The sequence below is a fragment of the Caecibacteroides pullorum genome, from assembly GCF_019239235.1.
Classification (GTDB): Bacteria; Bacteroidota; Bacteroidia; order Bacteroidales; family Bacteroidaceae; genus Bacteroides; species Bacteroides pullorum.
On record NZ_JAAZTS010000004.1, the window covers coordinates 137,035 to 154,025 of the forward strand.

Annotated in this window: 8 protein-coding genes; 1 reads left to right on the plus strand and 7 read right to left on the minus strand. The window is 52.8% G+C overall.

What is annotated here, in order from left to right:
- Nucleotides 1-104: 104 nt before the first annotated feature.
- The 4 genes from HF894_RS05105 to HF894_RS05120 all read right to left on the minus strand — a co-directional run bounded on the left by HF894_RS05105 (nucleotide 105) and on the right by HF894_RS05120 (nucleotide 7,069).
- Nucleotides 105-1,862: a hypothetical protein gene (locus HF894_RS05105; RefSeq protein WP_218417845.1), complete on the minus strand. Its 1,758-nt coding sequence runs from the start codon at nucleotides 1,860-1,862 to the stop codon at nucleotides 105-107.
- Nucleotides 1,853-2,020, minus strand: coding sequence for a hypothetical protein (locus HF894_RS05110; protein WP_204971332.1), 168 nt, complete (start codon nucleotides 2,018-2,020; stop codon nucleotides 1,853-1,855). The genes HF894_RS05105 and HF894_RS05110 overlap by 10 nt, the downstream gene beginning before the upstream one ends.
- 204 nt (nucleotides 2,021-2,224) lie before the next feature.
- Complete coding sequence (locus tag HF894_RS05115; protein WP_204971333.1) at nucleotides 2,225-3,781, minus strand: RagB/SusD family nutrient uptake outer membrane protein; 1,557 nt, start codon at nucleotides 3,779-3,781, stop codon at nucleotides 2,225-2,227.
- A gap of 21 nt (nucleotides 3,782-3,802) precedes the next feature.
- Complete coding sequence (locus HF894_RS05120; protein ID WP_204971334.1) at nucleotides 3,803-7,069, minus strand: SusC/RagA family TonB-linked outer membrane protein; 3,267 nt, start codon at nucleotides 7,067-7,069, stop codon at nucleotides 3,803-3,805.
- Nucleotides 7,070-7,355: 286 nt separating this feature from the next.
- Here HF894_RS05120 and HF894_RS05125 point away from each other — a divergent pair, with 286 nt between their 5' ends.
- On the plus strand, nucleotides 7,356-8,861 hold the full coding sequence (locus tag HF894_RS05125) for a tetratricopeptide repeat protein (RefSeq protein WP_204971335.1): 1,506 nt from the start codon (nucleotides 7,356-7,358) through the stop codon (nucleotides 8,859-8,861).
- A 7-nt stretch (nucleotides 8,862-8,868) separates the two neighbouring features.
- Here the strand turns inward: HF894_RS05125 and meaB are convergent, their stop codons facing one another.
- The 3 genes from meaB to HF894_RS05140 form a co-directional block, all read right to left on the minus strand.
- The gene (gene meaB / locus HF894_RS05130; RefSeq protein WP_204971336.1) at nucleotides 8,869-9,978 is read right to left on the minus strand and encodes a methylmalonyl Co-A mutase-associated GTPase MeaB; all 1,110 of its coding nucleotides are present in this window, start codon (nucleotides 9,976-9,978) and stop codon (nucleotides 8,869-8,871) included.
- Between the two features lie 2 nt (nucleotides 9,979-9,980).
- Nucleotides 9,981-11,051 (minus strand): DUF1573 domain-containing protein, encoded by a 1,071-nt coding sequence (locus HF894_RS05135; protein WP_204971337.1) that lies wholly within the window; start codon nucleotides 11,049-11,051, stop codon nucleotides 9,981-9,983.
- A 101-nt stretch (nucleotides 11,052-11,152) separates the two neighbouring features.
- Nucleotides 11,153-16,981: an alpha-2-macroglobulin family protein gene (locus HF894_RS05140; RefSeq protein WP_204971338.1), complete on the minus strand. Its 5,829-nt coding sequence runs from the start codon at nucleotides 16,979-16,981 to the stop codon at nucleotides 11,153-11,155.
- Nucleotides 16,982-16,991: the final 10 nt, after the last annotated feature.

The window sequence follows — 16,991 nt, forward strand, 5'->3', positions numbered from 1 at the left end:
GAGAAAACGCCCTGCCGACGGCGGGAGCTTTTCACGATGCGAGAAAACGCCCTGCCAGCGGCGGGGGGAGTTCGCAGGTCTGAAATAGCCTTAATTTTATAAATTTATTCAGTTACTAACTCAACATACCTAGAAGAACTTTCCCAATCATTATTCCACATATCTACCAGGCTCTCCGGTAAATAGAGACGCATCTTATTGTCGTCATTACAATCTACCTGTTCGCCACAATACAAAGAAGTCAGATTTTCATTCTTTCTCAAATCGAGCTCAGAGAGTTTATTCTCTGCACAATCTAGATCAGACAAATTGGTCAAACCACTGACATCCAGCGTCGATAATTGGCATCTATAACACATTAAATAAGTCAAAGCAGACAAATTACCAAGCGTCAAAGATTTCAAATTCTGATTATTACCACAATCTAATTTTTCCAAGGCCGTAAAACTGCTGACATCCAGTGAAGATAAATTGCATCCATTGCAACTCAATTCTATCAAGTTTAAATGAGTTCCCAACGTCAAAGACAAAGATTTGCTATTTTCGCACAATAACTGTTGCAGATTTTCTAATCCACGCACATCCAATGACGTTAACCCTGTATTGGAGCATTCCAATGTTTCTAAATTTGTCAAGCCACTAACATTAAGAGTCTTTAAATCAGGATTGTCATTACATCTCAGTTGTTTCAATTTTTTCAGGCTGCTGACATCTAATGATTCGATCTCAAGCTGAGAACAATATAGGTATTCCAAATTAGATAAATATTCAATACCGGAAAGATCCGTCAAGAAAGGATAGTAGTTATCTATATTCATGGATACTATTCCAGCTATTATATCTTCATTTTTTCCTGTAATGGGTACAAAACCATTTTCATCTTTATCGAACGTTTCAGGATACACAACAACATTTTCCAATGCATCAATTAATTCCTTGTTCGTAATCTTCTTTTCTTCCAACGAAATGCTACCCAAATTAGCAATTTCACCGACATTCATCTCTATCGCTTTGTCTGTTCTTTTTTCTATAGTATTTCCATCTTTCATCTTAAATGAAAGGGTAAGCCCCGATTGGAAAGGAGCGTTCTCTGCCTGTTCTTTGTCTGGAAGTATTACAAAATAATAATCAGAACCAGAAACAAAGCCGCCCTCGGGAGCATTCAACACGATAGAAGAAAAAGACTCTCCTCTCTCATTAAGAGAAGCCTGTTCTTCCTCGCCTTCACCTTGAATAACTATACCAAATTTATCATATCCCAATGTTTTTTGGGCATTATCGGTCAATGTCACAGTTTCCACCTGTTCCGCTTCCTGACCAAAAATGCTAAACTTTACTACCGCACAAAGATGATGAAATTCTAGAAACATACTGCCAGAAGTCGTTTGTGCCCATGCCAAACTCAAATTTTGTGCAAAAGTACCCGCTACAGCCTCTTGAGTGAAAGGAAGAGACAAACCTGAAATTGTTTTGCCATTACATACCATTTGTTTGTTATATGGATAAACAGCTATATAAGAATCGCTCTCCACAGCTGTACCGGAGAACTTACCTAAATCGTCTTCATCATAATTTCCAAAACAATTGTTGGCATTGTTTTTATCAAATACAGAAATGGCATCTCCTAATTGCCATTCTACCCCACGCCAGTCAGTACTTGGTTCAACAGGTAGCAAAATAGTACGCGTCTGCGGTGCATCGGCCGTAAAAGTCATCTTTACCGTTTCACCTAACTGGCTCTCACCACCTATGATTTCGTCATTACTACAAGCCGCCATTACCAACGTTACAGCAGCCAAGGGCAAAGTCCATAAAAAATTTCTTGTTTTCATTTGTCTCATACAATTTTTCACTAATCCCATACACTACTATAATCTTTCTCCTGCAATCCATCCCACCTGGTATTGGTTACATCACTTGCACACAATACACCTTCATTCTGCATTTCAATCATTTCACACTTAGGGGCTTCATAAGCCTCACGAACGTTCTCGCCGTTCATCATTACTTCTTTTTCCATGTCTTTTTATTTTGTTAGATATTAAATGCCGCAAATGTAGTGAATTTCAACAAACAAAAAATAAAAAGACAAAATATTTTTTTTGTTTTTATACAAAAAACGTCGGGAGACGCCGGCTTCCGCAGAAACCGGGCCTCCCGACCTGACATCAGAGAGAATAGATGAAGAAAAAAATATGAAATTGGTTAGGGTAAAGAAGTTCTATCACTCGATGTAACTGTCCAGCGCGCCGTTGTAGTCCACCTCCTTGGCGGGATAGACCCACGTCCACTGGTTGCCTTCCTCGGGCTTCACGCTGACGGCGAACTGGGCGTGGAAGCTGCCCGTGGGATGGGCGTGGCGCTCGATGGGCAGGCGCCAGCGCTTCAGGTCGAACCAGTCGAAGCCTTCGCCCCAAAGCTCGATGCGGCGGTAGAGCCTGACTTCTTCCAGCAGGTCGGCGCCCGTCTTGGTGCAGGCATACTGCGGGTCGCGGCCGCTGTCCTTTACCAGCGCCTGCATCAGGGCCTGCACGTCGGCGTCCATGCCGCCCAGGCGGCAGAGGGCTTCGGCCTCGATGAGGTACATCTCCGCAGAGCGGAAGTGATTGAGCTGGCCCACGCCGGGCTGGCCGGTGCAGAGAAACTTGAACTGCATGTAGGCGTAAATGAGACTCGAAGAGAAGAGCTTCGAGGCGTAGTCGCGGCGGGCGCGCTCCAGCAAAGGGCCGGCGGTGACGCGACCATTGGCCGTGTTGTAGGCATCGCCCTCCTGCGGGGCGAGGAACATGCGGCGGCGCACGTCGGTCGCAGGGATGCGGTCGTAGAGCTCCTTGCTGATGGCACAGGGATAACTGCGGCAGATGTTGGCGCTGGAGTTGCTGCCCTGCTGGGCGAAGAAGGAGAAGTAGTAGAGCGTCTGGTCGGGAGCGCTGTAGCTGCTCCAGATCCATTCGCTGTTGGGGGTGCTGAACCCGCCGTCCACGTAGTCGGCATTGCTCATCAGCGGATAGTCCTTGCGTGCCAGGGGGGCATACTTGGCGGCTGCGGCCCAGTCCTCGCGCGTCAGGGCGGCACGGGCATAGATGGCGTAGGCCACGGCAAGGTCGGGGCTGTGGTTGTCGTCGCGGGGGCGCGTCAGGCCGCTGCGCGTATAGCCGTCGATGGCGGCGTCGAGGTCGGTATAGATCTGCGTGTATACTTGCGCCAGGGTCGAAGCGGGCAGGTCGCCGTCCGACGTGTCGATGCGCAGGGGCAGGCCGCGCGAGGCGCCCTGGTTGCTGTCCGCCCAGCGGTGGCAGTAGAGCTGGCTAAGCATCAGGTAGGCGTAGGCACGGACGGTGAGCGCCTGTGCACGGATGAAGAGCCGTTCTTCTTCCGCCCCCACAGCCTTGTCGATGTTGGCCAGGATGCGGTTGGCGTTGCCCACGAGCTTATAATAGTAGAACCACGGATAGTAGCAGTAGAGCACGGAGTTACGTTCCATGTACGTGGCGTTGATGATGGGCGCCCATCCCGTCAGGTTGCACTTCTGGAAGTCGTTGCCCGGATAGTTGCCATACCAGGTCTTGATGGTTCCCTCGCCGTTGACGCCCTGCTGTCCGAGGTATTGCTGGGTCATCATGAGGCAGAGTCCGTTGACGGCCATGCGGGCGTTTTCGGTCGTTTCGAAGACGGTGCCCGTGTCGGTAGACGATTGCGGCAGGGTGTCGAGGTAGTCGGCCGAACAGGCAGACAGCAGCGCTGCCGCGGCGGCCAGGAAAAATCTATTTTTCAGTTTCATACGAATTCGGTGTTTACGGTTTTACAAAGTCACACTCACTCCCACGGAGAAGATGCGCGGCGTCACGAGGTAATTGCCCTGTCCGCCAGAGAAAGACTGCTGGGGGTTCATGCCCTGTCGGGCGGTGAAGGTCCAGAGGTTCTCGCAGTTGACGTTCAGTCCCATGGCCTGGAGTCCCATGCGGGTGACCCACGCCTGCGGCAGGCGGTAGGCCAGGGTGATGTTCTTCACCACCAGATAGTCGGCCGAAGTGAGCCAGCGGGAAGAGACGGCATTGTTGTCCGAGCTCAACGTACTGTTGATTTGCGGAATGCCGTCCTTCCGGATGCGGTCGGGCGAATGTTCGTCCATTCCTTCGGGAGCCTTCGCCCACGACTGCATGATGTCGGCATGATAGTTGCTCGGGCTGGTGCCGGTAGTCATCAGCGACTGGTAGACACCGTCCATCGTCTTTCCGCCCAGCGAATATGTGAAGAGAGCAGAGAGAGTGAGCGATTTGTAGCCGATGGTGCCCGTAAAGCTGCCATACACCGTGGGGAGGGCCGATCCGTGGAATTCCCGCTGGCCGTAGGTAGTGTTGGTCACGTAAGGAACGCCGCCAATCACCGTTGCCTTTTTGGTAATGTCAACGCCGCTCTGTTTGTTGCCCAGCGTCGTGCCGTCGGGCAGGGTGACGTAATAGTCCTTCAGATTGGCTTTGTAGAGCGAATTGCCCGTCAGCTGGTCCACGCCTTCGAAAGTGTAGGTGAAGAATTCGTAACGGCTCTTGCCTTCGACAATCTTGTAGGGACCGGAGATGATGCCGTCCTTGTTCTGATCGGGCAATTTCACGATCTTGTTCTTCAACCAGGTGGCGTTGGCCGCCAGGTTAATGGTCCAGTTCCGGTTGCGGAAGACGTCGACGTCGGTGTTCACCTCGATGCCGCGATTGGAGATGGTTCCCAGGTTGCGCGTCACGGTCGACTCGGCGGCAGAGGTCGAAGTGCCACCGGCCGAAAGAGGCAGGTAGATGTCGAACAGGAGGTCTTTGTTGCGCTTGTCGAAATACTCGGCACTCAGGTTCCAGCGATCGAAGAGGCGTGCCTCAACGGCCACACCGTAGGCCTCACCTGTTTCCCACTTCAGGTCGTAAGAGTCGTTCTGCGTCAGGTAGAGCGCTCCCTTATGCGCGTTCTGCTCCACGGAGTAGAGGCTCATGTAGGCGTAGTATCCGGCTCCGGCGTCGTTGCCCACCTGGCCGTAGTTGGCGCGCAGCTTCAGGTCGTTCACCCAGCTGACATCCTTCATGAAATCTTCTTCACTGATGATCCAGTTGGCTCCCACGCTGCCAAAGTTACCCCAGCGGTTGTCCGGATGGAAACGCGAGGAACCGTCGCGGCGGAAAGATACTTCGAGATTGTAGCGGTCGCGGTAGTTATAGCGGATGCGTCCCAGGTAGCTTTCCGTGCGGTAGTTGTTCTCGTAGCTGTCCAGGCTGGTCATCTCGGTGAAGTTGCTGAAATTGGGACGTCCGGCAAAAATCTGCGACGTCTTGAATCCATACAGAAAATTATAGTTATAGGAGAAATTCTCGTGCGCCAGCAGCACGTCCAGCAAATGCCCGCCGAAGAGATGCGTCCACTTCAGCTGCTGTTGGAAGGTGTAGCTCTTGTAGCGGTAGAGTTCACGGCGTCCGCGGCCGTTGCTACCCTTTCCGTTGCCGATGACGGCGTTGTCGTAAGCCGTATTGTCCGACTGACTCAGGTTCATGTCGCCCTTTACGGTGAACGTGAAATCCTTCAGGAACTTGACGTCCATATAGGCGATGCCCTGCAACGTATTGCGCACGGTCTCGTTCTTGTCCAGTTCGTTTTCCCATACCACGTGGCGGTCGGCATACTGATTGCGGGTAGCTATCTCAACGCCCTTGTCGTCGGTGTAGTAGCCGGGATCGTACTGTCGCTGCCCGTCGGCCGTCAGGCGGTAAGAGCCATCGGCGTTATGCAGATGCACAGGGTAAATGGGCGCAATCTGGCGGCAATACATGAAGGCATTAGTGAACGACGCATCCTGGTCGCCGGCCGTAATCTGGGAATTCTGATGGCTGCCCGACAGGTTGACTCCCGCCTTCAGCCACTTCACCGGGGTGAGGTTGACGGAGACACGGGCCGACAGGCGGCTGAAGCTCGAGTTGCGTACATAGCCTTCTTCGTCGAGGTAACCCAGGGAGAAGTAATAGTCGCTCTTCTCGTTGGCGGCATTCCCGCTGAAGAGGTACTCCTGACGGTGGCCGTTGCGGATGGCCGCCTTGTACCAATCGAGATCTTCAGCGTAACCGGGCAATATCTGCACGCCTGCAGCTAGGCGTCCGTCAGCATCAAACAGCTCTTTGTCGGGCTTGTTGAAAATGTTCAGGTAAAGCTGCTCGCCAATCAAATTTTCGCTAGCATAGCGGGCTGCCACGTCGGGAGCGTCGCCTGCGGAAATGCGGGCGTTACGCAGGTTCTGCCAGCTGGCTTCCATAAACTGCCGCGCATCCGTACGGGCATATTCCTTGATGCCTCGCGTGTAGATACCCTGATTCACCTTCAGATTGAAACTCAGCTTTCCAGCCGTACCTTTCTTGGTGGTAATCAGAATGACACCATTCGAAGCACGATTACCATAAAGAGCGCACGAAGCGGCATCTTTCAGCACAGACATACTTTCAATATCAGCAGGATTGATGTCGGCGATACTTCCGCTGAAGGGAACGCCGTCCACCACATACAGGGGCGAGCTGGAACCGTTCACCGTCCCGATGCCACGAATACGGATCTCAGGCGAGCTGCCCGGCGCTCCGTAAGTGCTGTTGATCTGCACACCTGAAGTGCTTCCTTCCAAAGCGGAAGTAACGCTCGAAGCAGGGCGCAGCTCGATCTGCTTCTGATCGACAGAAGAAATAGCTCCCGTCAACGACGAACGTTTGGCCGTACCGTACGCCACCGTAACAAGCACTTCATCAAGCACTTGCTGATCGCTCTCCAACACAACTTCCACGCGGTCGCTCACCGGCACCTCACGTGTCTTCATACCAACGAACGAGACTACCAGCATCTTGGCTGAAGCCGGTACATTGTCCAAGGCAAACTTGCCATCCACGTCCGTCACTGTACCTTGCGAGGCTCCTTTCACCAGCACCGAAGCGCCGATAACAGGCTGTCCGTCTTCCGCAGAAGTAACCACGCCCGTTACTTGCCTCACTTGTGCCCAAAGCGCTCCCGCACCCAGGCACACACACATAATCAATGTCAAAACTCTCTCTTTCATAAAATCACAAAATAGCGTATTGATAGTATAGATGGTTAATCTTGTCAAAATCCAGCCATTGCATCGCTTAGTGATGACTTTCGACGGCAAAATTATAGGATAACGCACAAGCGGACAAGCAAACCCGATGTACATAAGAAAGAGAAACAAATCACTGTTTTTCAAATGGATAAATAGCTAAACGATAATGTACACGATGTACAAATAACAGCAGACGTCCTCCAAAAGCAAAAAAATAGAGCTTCACGAGGAAGTTTCAGACTTTCTGTATATATTTGCAATAATTATGAGAAAAGTCCTGTTATTCCTTTTGTTTGCCTCATGGCTAAGTGCGTGCAACCACCGCCACGAAGAATTCCCGAGCTTATTTTGGGACAGCATTGCCCTGCACGACTCCGTTCTATTACCAGACAGTCTGCTCGACAAAGGGCTACAGCAGGCCATAGAAGCAGACGATTCGCTTCACATCAGCCTCATCTATTTCTTCAAAGGAAAAAAGCTGCATCAGGATTTCTTCCTGCTACGCGCTCAGGAGTGTTACGAGAAAGCCCGCCAGTACCTCCCCACTCCATCACCGTCGCGCCTGCAAATGGAGCTGGACATCGCGCAAGCTGACTTTTGCCGCTTCAATCATTTCGCCTCACAAGAGACACGCCTCTTGAACAAAGCCCTCGACAAGGCCTTGCAAGAACAGGACAGCCTGATGCTGGTACGCATCGGACTTATCCGAAGCAGCCGCTCCAAAAGCAAAAAAGAATTTGACCAAGCCTTGGCAGAACTACGCATGGCCGACCAATACGCCGCTTCCGTCAGCATTGAAAAGCAAGCTGAACTACAAGCCGAAATGGCCGTAGTCCATCTCTATATGGAGCAACCCGACTCCGCCCTGGCAGACATCGAACGTGCTATCGCCACAGGTGCGGGGCGACAGAATTTCTACCGAACCTTCTGCAAAGGCATCCGCTTCCACATCGCCCGCAACGACTCGGCACACTACTACTTCCGCCAAATAGCCGAAATGTATCCCCTGTCTCGCAAAACGGATGCCTACCGCTATATGTCCGAAGCCCTATACCATCGCGGTGAAAACCTCAAAGCTTTTGACTTCTTGCGCGAACACGTGCGCTATCGCGACTCGCTCGATGCTGATAAAAAAGCCGAACTATTGGACAAAGTACACGCCATCAGCGAATATCGCAAGCAACAACAACAGATCGAAAGAAGTGAAAGCCAACTGACACGTCGCATACTACAAGTCTACCGTCTGGCTATTCTCGTTGGCTTTCTCATCATTTTGTGGGGAATCTACTACATCTACACCCGCCGCCGTCAAGCCTTGCTCAACCGCGACCTGATGCAAGCACAACTATCCCGACAGGAAATGGAAATACGCTATCTGAAAGAACAGGAAGCAAAGGAACAACTCGAAAACGCCCAACTAACCCAGAAGATAGAATACTTTAAGCAGCTGAACGAAATCACCATTCCCCTGCTCATGCGCAGTCGAAACCAGGCAGGCGCCCTTCACCTTTCCCAAGAAGACTGGCAAACTTTACGCAATAATACTGACGCTTGCTTCGACTACTTCACCCGACGTTTACGAACAACTTATCCACAACTAACGGATGAAGAGATTGACTTTTGTTGCCTGGTGAAAATGGAACTTCCCTTGGCCATATTGGCAGAAATCTACCACATAGCCAAGGGAAGTATATCACGTAAGAAAATGCGCCTGAAAGAAAAGATTGGCATTACCGACACCAGCTTCGATGAGTTTGTTACGGGGTTCTGATCTCCCCTTACTCACCGCCTTTCATATCTTCAAAGTATGTGTCGAGCAACGACTTGGCAGCTACAAACGAGGTCAGGTTGCCTTGCAGAACCTGTTGCTCACGATCGGCCAACAAAGCTTCGATCTTTGGATTGTGATAGAAGCTATCGCGCAGGTGCTCGTTGATGCTTTCGTACATCCAATACTTGCTCTGCTCGTTGCGGCGATAGACAAAATAACCGTTCTCCTTCACGAAGTCAATATATTTATAGACCATGTCCCAAATCTCCTTTACACCCAAGTTATAGAAACCTGAATAGGTCAGCACTTGGGGTGTCCATCCACTCTCGGGAGCAGGGAAAAGATGGAGGGCATTGCGGAACTGGGCAGCAGCCAAACGGGCGCGTTCGATGTTGTCGCCATCGGCTTTGTTGATGACAATGCCATCGGCCATCTCCATGATACCACGCTTGATGCCCTGCAACTCGTCACCCGTACCTGCCAACTGGATGAGCAGGAAGAAATCGACCATTGAATGGACAGCCGTCTCACTCTGCCCTACACCCACGGTCTCGACAAAAATCTTATCATAGCCGGCAGCTTCGCAAAGGATAATGGTTTCGCGCGTCTTGCGTGCAACTCCTCCCAACGACCCTGCCGAAGGGCTGGGACGAATAAAGGATTTCGGATGGACAGAAAGCTTCTCCATACGAGTCTTGTCGCCCAAAATACTGCCCTTGCTACGCTCACTACTGGGATCAATGGCCAACACGGCCAACTTTCCTCCATATTGTTCGAGGACATGAAGTCCGAAAACATCGATAGACGTACTCTTACCAGCACCTGGCACACCACTGATGCCAATGCGGACAGAATTGCCCGAGTAGGGAAGGCACTTCTCGATAACCTCCTGAGCCACGGCCTGATGCTCAGGCTTTACACTCTCGACCAAAGTCACAGCCTGACTTAAAACAGTGACGTCACCTTTCAGGATGCCGTCCACATAGTCGGCCACGGTCAGTTCGCGTTTCTTACGCCGCGGACGGTTCTTCAGATAAGGATTCACGGACGAGGGTTGCTCAACGCCTGCGTTGACGGTCAAGCCCTTGTATTCAGCACAGTTTTCAGGATGTTCCATGGTTATTTGGCTTTAATGTTGATTTCTACTTTCGGCTGCGTAGGATCGTTCGTAATCAGCAACAGACGCAAGTGACGACGATGTTTGCCTATATTTTTCTTTGTAACAGAAACACGCAAGCGGGTGGATTCACCAGGTTGGAGGACGGTCTTCTTCAAGCTGACGCCCACCGCTGGGTGAAACACCTGAAGCTTACTGATCTGAAGAGGCGAACGCCCTGTATTGGTCACGGTAATGTCTCGCCGCGCACGTTTCTTCTTCGCCAAATCGCCGCTCAAGTCGATGTCCTCGGCCGAAAGGCGAATGGCAGGAGCATTCAGGCGCTCTGTCTCCGTCAACCCAGAAAAATCAGGTAAAAGGATAGCAGAAACGGGCAGTTCATTCTCCTCACTGACTTTATCGCCCAAAAAGCGAGAAAGGTAAACAGACGACTGGGTCAAACCCAAATCGGTCAGTTTCTCAGAGTTCAATGTCAAGGTCAGTGTACCACGTTCGCCCTGCTGCAAGACCTCAGGTTCGGCCTTCATCTCCAGATAGGGTGGCAAGTGCATCAGGACAGGTTCATAAGGCTTGTCGGAGAGGTTTACCACACTGAGATATACCACAGGATGCTCGCCATGCTGCACGTCAGGGAAGTTTATCTCGTTTTGGTCGATGCGTATTTGTCCTACCAGATAGGGATGGGTACGGGCAAAGTCCTTGATTTCCGTCACCACCTCACCATCGAACTTCAGATACACCAAATTAGGGGATGCATTGGTGAATATAGCCACGGCCTTCTGAAAATGTCCCAACGCTTCGGCATCGAAAGTCACTTCCACCGTTCCCTTATCGCCAGGCGCGATGGGGGTCTTTGTCCAGCGGGCGGCCGTACAGGCACAATCGGGTTCCACCTCGGAAAGCACCAAAGGCTCGTCGCCCGTATTGGTGATGGTGTACTGCACGGTTACAGGACGCTTCCATTCAATCTGCCCCAAGTGTTGCATTTGGGTGCTCGAAGTGAAGCGTGCCTGTGCCGAAAGCGTAGCCGTCAACCCCATGCTCAAAGCAATTATCGCAAAAAATCGTTTCATCTATTTCGTCTTTATCTTTATTACTTGCCGCAAATTTACAAAATTCAAGCCGAAGAAACATCCTGCTCTACATATTTTAGGCAAGTTTTTGGTTTCCCTACTCATTCCTTCACCTGCAGAGGTGTACCAGCCGAGGAATGGGCAGCCATCTCAGGCGCATAGGCGCATTGGACGGTAGCAAGTCCCGATTGGTAGGTGCCGACTTGCGAAACACGGCAGCTGTACTCCAATACGTAGGTACCCTTGCCCAGGTGGTCGAAGAAGAAACGCGTCGAAGCATCCTTCGTCTCAGCATAGTAACCGAATCCTCCTGTCCAGCGGTAACCCGAGAGCGTGGCGGTCGGCTCGAGGCAGGCGGCACGGCTGTCCTTCAGCTGAACGTAATCCATGGCGCGGTCGAGGCGGAGCACAAGGCGGATGACCAGCTTGTCGCCTACGCGAAGGCCGCCTTCCTTTTCCAACGGATGGAGTTCCGAACGGCCAAAGGCTGTTTTACGCTCGACAAAGCATTGCTTTTCGATGGACAAACCAGTGCTTTGTGCTCGGACATCGGCCACGGGCGAAAGATACTGAGCATAGACGGCTCCCCAAGCCATGCCTTCGTCGTGTTTCTCCACTTCGAGGGTACGGGCGTTGAGGGCGGCGTTGCCTTCCTCGTAAGTTTCCTTGATGTATCCCAAGCCTTGCAACGAGCGGGCGGAAGCGTCAGTAGTACGGAGGCGTTCATGCCCCAAGGTGAGAGTGACGTCGCCACGGTCGGCCAGCCAGTTGCGACCGTTGCACAAGAGGGCATAGATGGCGTCTGCCGAGGCGACGGGCGTATTCCATTGGGTCGTCTGCTTCTGCTTCAGCAACCAGCGTTTCATCTCTTCCATAATAGTAGCGTTGCCTTCGAAGCGCGACAGGGCTTCCATGGCGGCCACGTGGGTGGTGACGGGCATCATGCCCCAGCTATAGTAGCTGTCGTTGAAGGCGAAGTGGGCGCCCATCGTCTTTTCCTGCACAAGGTGCTCCTTGAGTGAGGCTTCGAAAGCTTGGGCATCGGCCTTGCGCCCTGCAGCTTGCAGGATGACGGCGGTTTGCGCCTTGCGTTGTATGGAGGCCGTGGTCAGCTGGCGGGGCAGAAGCGAGAGGAAGTAGTTGTGTACCTCCTTGTCAGCCTGCTTCATCGCGTCGGCATCCATAGCCAGCAGATAAAGGTAGTCGAAGGCATCGGCCGAAAGGGCGGTTATCTGCGTGCCCTTGCGTTCGGCTTCGCGCAGGCGTTTGTACTCCTTGAGGGCTTCCTGATGCAGGTAGGCAAAGGCACGTTGCTTCATCGCCGAAGCATCGGCGTCGAGCGGGCTGCCTGTCAGCAGGGGCAGGCGCACAAGCAGGGTGGTGATGTAGGTGGTAATGTCACGACTGCTGCCCATACCTTTGTACCAGCTCCAGGCGCCGTCCTCGCCTTGCAATTCCTTCAGGCGGGTAAGGACCGAGAGAGTGAGGTTGCGTTGGCGGTTGGCGTCGAACAGCTGTACGAGGCGTTGCATGCGCTCCGTATCCGAAGTGGCTTCGGCCAGCCAGGGCGTTTCACTCAACAACATATTTTTCAAATCCTCATTTTGCTCCAGACGGCTGAGGAAGGTTTCCTTGCTCTGCCCGCTGGCTTGCCAAGCCTCGATGACTTCGCGGATGCGAGGTTGCGACTGGGCGATGGCGGCGGCCAAGGTGTTGGCATAATAGACTACGGCCCACGAGATGGCATTCTCGCCGTCGGGTTGCGTCAAGGAAGGCAGGGCCTGTATGGCCATCCAGGCAGGGTTGCCCGTCACCTCGACGGTCAGGCGCCGTTGGGTGGCAGTGGAGCTGTTACGGTTGAACAACGTATCGAGGCGGAGCGTGCAGGCATCGTTGCCCTTCAAGTCGAAGGTCAAGGTTTCCGTCACATACTCCTGATTGCTGAGCACGGGGAGAACATGCTGCTCGCCGTCGCTGAAGTTACCTCCATCGGCCGTGAGACGTACGCCCAGCAGGGGATAACGGTCGTCCACATTGAAGGCGAAGCCGACGGCGGCGTTGCGGCCGGCTTCCGCTTCAAACTTTTCGCGGCGGGTCAGGATGACTTTTTCGGTTGTGGGGTCGAACAATTGTAATGTCACACGCCCTTTTATCGTGCCCTCGGTCAGGTTGCTCACCGTGGCGGCCACCTGAGCCTGGTCGCCCATGCGGAAAAAGCGCGGCAGGTTGGGGCGCAGCATGAATTCCTTGGCGCTGACAACCGATGCTTCGAGCAAACCTGTCTGCATGTCCTTCGTATGGGTATAGCCGCGGAAGTTCCATCGGGTCAGGCTTTGCGGCAGGGTGAAGGCCACAACCACTTCGCCCCGTTCGTTGGTGCGGAGCTGGGGATAGAAGAAGGCCGTCTCGGCAAAGTTGGTGCGGAGGTCGGCATCGGGTTGGAGGGTTTCGGCGGTATTCACCACTTCTTCTTCAAACAAGACATCGTCGGCCGTAGGAGGTGCGTAGGGGACTTCCACGGCAAGGCCAGCTTCTTCCTTCGTGTTGAAGATAGCGTTGGAGGCAGACTTCTGCAAGACGGTTCCTCCTACCAAGGTGGGCGTCCGGCTGGAACCGTATCCTACGACGAGAGCGTCATCTCGTATCTCTATGACCTGGGGTACCAGCCACGGCGAGCAGAAGCGATCGAACGACCAGCCAGGTATTTTCCAGTCGGGTATCGTGAAGTAGGGCGACAGATAGAGGCGACTGGCCGTATTCAGACGCACATTGCGCCAGTCGAGTTGCGGAGCAAAGAAGACTCCCCATGACTGACGGTTGGGATAAAGCTTGTCGAGCGAAGCGTCGTACATCAACGCCAGCATCTCGGCCGAGGCGGGCAGGCCTTCGGGCGTAGTCACCACAAGACGCCATTCTTCCTCCTGACCAGGACGCAGGCGGTCGCGGAAGACTTCCCACTTCATCTGCAGGGTGCGATTGGGCTGGATGCGCTTCAAGAAAGCGGTTCGGCTATACAGCTCGCCTTCCTTCAGGGTGTTGAACAGGAGCGTGACGCTTTCGTCGTAACTGTCCAAGTAAGGCATCTCGACGCACATCAGGGTGTCTGAGAGTTGCAACAGGCGGCTCTCCACGCGCTTTCCACCTGTAAAGACATCCATCCACACCCAAGCGTCCTTGAACGAAGTACCTAGGCAAAAAGAGGCCTTTTCGCCAGCAGCCACCTCCATATTCCGTTCGTGGAAGAAGAAAGGAGAGTGGACAGGCGGACGGCGGTCTTCTTTCGAGAAGAGGACGAACGAAGCGGTACTCTCCACCCGATGGCCCAACGAGTCGGTAGCCCATGCCGTCAGGCGATAACGGCCTGAAGGTACATTATGCCAAGTGTCTGAAGGATTATTCTTGCCTGTGAGACATCGCCCGCTCAAGGTGGGCTTGGCATCCTTTGTTATCAATTCTCCATCTTCCGTTTCAGGCTCGATACGCCAGTCAGCAATCAGTGTGAGGGGCGACATTTGGGGATTGGAAGCATGAATCATCCATTGGGTAGTGTCTTCCTTGCACACTTGCGTGGGGATGGATGGGTTCAGGTTGAATGCCTGCGAGCTGGCCGAAAGAGTGTAGGAGGCAGTTTGCGTTTCGCCTGCCTCGTCGGTAACGGCCGCTTCTACTTCGAAAGTATAACCTTGTCTGACTTGCCAGGGCTGAAGAGCCTTTGCCACTTCGCCTTCCAAATGGATGTCGATGGCAAAGCGACCTTGCGCATCAAGCCGAACAGTGTCGGCCTTCAGCATTTTGTCCGTATTCAGATAGCCACGCAGGCGGTCATATCGTTTTAAGCTCCAGGCCAGTGGCATCTCCTGAACAGAGGCCCCACTGAAAGCCTTCACTTCGCCACGAAGAGTTACTGTCTCGCCCAGACAATAGGGAATGGTGACGGGCTGGAAGGTGATTTCGAACGTCGGGCGCTTGTACTCTTCCACCTGGAAGCGGGCGGCACCCAATATATATCCTTGGGCACGCACCATGAACTGACCGTTCAGACAAACGGAAGGCAGAGCAAAGTCAACGGTAAAGGAACCAAACTCATTGGTTTGTACACGTCGGGTGGCTATTTGTTTGAGGTTGGCATCGAGCAGTTCCAGGCTCACCCATTCGCCCTCTACCACTTGGGCACTGTTTTTTCCTTTATTATATACAACTCCTTTCAAGTAAACGGTCTGACCAGGGCGATAAATGCTTCGGTCGGTGAGGAGCGAAAGTTCGTAGCGATTATCGGTCGAGGTTCGTGACAAGCGGCTCAAATACACACCTGTAGAAGGCAATGCCGTGTCTGTTCCTTTACTAAGGGTATAGCAGGTGTTATAGTCATACTTTTCAAGAGTCACAAGGGCTTTTCCCTGCTCGTCGGTCACGACTTCTTTCAGCAGGCGGCGGTTCTCTTCGTCGCTCGATGAATAGAAGCAGACGCAGACGCCCCCTTCAGCATGGCCACTACGACCGTCGAGTGTGGTCACTTCTATCTGTCCTTCGCCCAAGTCGAGCGTCAGGGCACGCAGGCGGCTCACAGGCAAGAGGCAACGGCTCGTGCGGCCATTCTTGGCTTGAGGAACGACTTCCACAACATAGACACCCGCCTCCTGAGGTACAGGCAAGGGCAGGTTTGTGATGCTCTCCAGATAAGGAAGATCAGCCTCCGACTTATGTTCAGCAGGCAAAGGATTCAAAGTGAGTTGCCGACTATAGACTCGGCGAGGCGACAAGCTACGGAAAGTCTTATCGTTATTGCAATCATAGCGAGTAGAATAGCCACTCAGGTTCGTGGCATAGATATTCAATGTGACAGGTGCATCCATCGTACGATAGCGCACGCGCAAATCCAAGGTATCGCCTGGATAGCCTATACCTTCGGCAGAAATAGCCAGTTGCGGGCGCAAGAGTTCAGCACGGAGTTGCTTCACTTGCCCGATGCGCGCATAGGAAGCATAGCGGCGAATAGCCTCATCGCACAGGCGGATGGCCTCGCCCACACTTCGTCCTTCCCCTCCACGGCTCATCCATTGGGCCTTACGCAGGTAAACTTCGGCACACAAGGGACGATCGGTATAGCGAGTCATCAATTCGTCAAGAGCTTGCAGGTAAGCAGCCTCATCCTGCGAAGCACTACCATTCTTCCACTCCCAATAATCGAGCGTGGCCAGCAGGCAAGCATCCGCTCCGTCAGGGCGAGCAGCATAGGTATCCATCATCTGTTGGTAGAGGGTAGCGATGCGTGTTTGCATCAAGGAGTCGGCTCTCGCTCCCGTCATGGATTTCAACGCACTGATGGCCCTACGCGCCAGCAGGTGATAGAGGTCGTGACTGTAGTAAGCACTCTGTTCGCCCTGCTCCACAAAAGGCTGATAGCCGTCTGTCGAGGTCTTGATGAGCCTATCGACATCGTGGGTCGAAGCCAGAGCATGAGCATCCACTTTCTCCACAAATTGACGAGGTGTCCATTCGCGAACGTCAGTTGGTTGTTTGTCCGTAGCCAAGTCTGTTCGTGCGGCAATGACACGACGGTTATTCTGCCAATAGCCGGCATATTCGCTCGCCAAGATCGAATGAAGGATGGCACGGTCGGTTTCATTTGTTTCCGTAGCGGCCCATTGCTCCATCTCGTTCAGGCGTGTATAAAGACTGTCTGGAGTCAGACGCTCCTGAAAAGCAGCCCGACAGAGATAGGCCTTCAGCAGTTGTGGCGAGTTTTTTTCGGCCAATGCTTTCTGGCAGATTTCACCTGTCAAATTCACGACTGTCTGTGGCAGACTCTTTTTTTGTGCCTGCTCCACTTGCTTCCATAATTTTTCGTACGATTGTGCCTGGGCGCATATCCCCCATCCAAGGAGCATGCTCCACAAAGCAATCTTGCAGATACATTGTAAACCTCTCATAAACATTTCC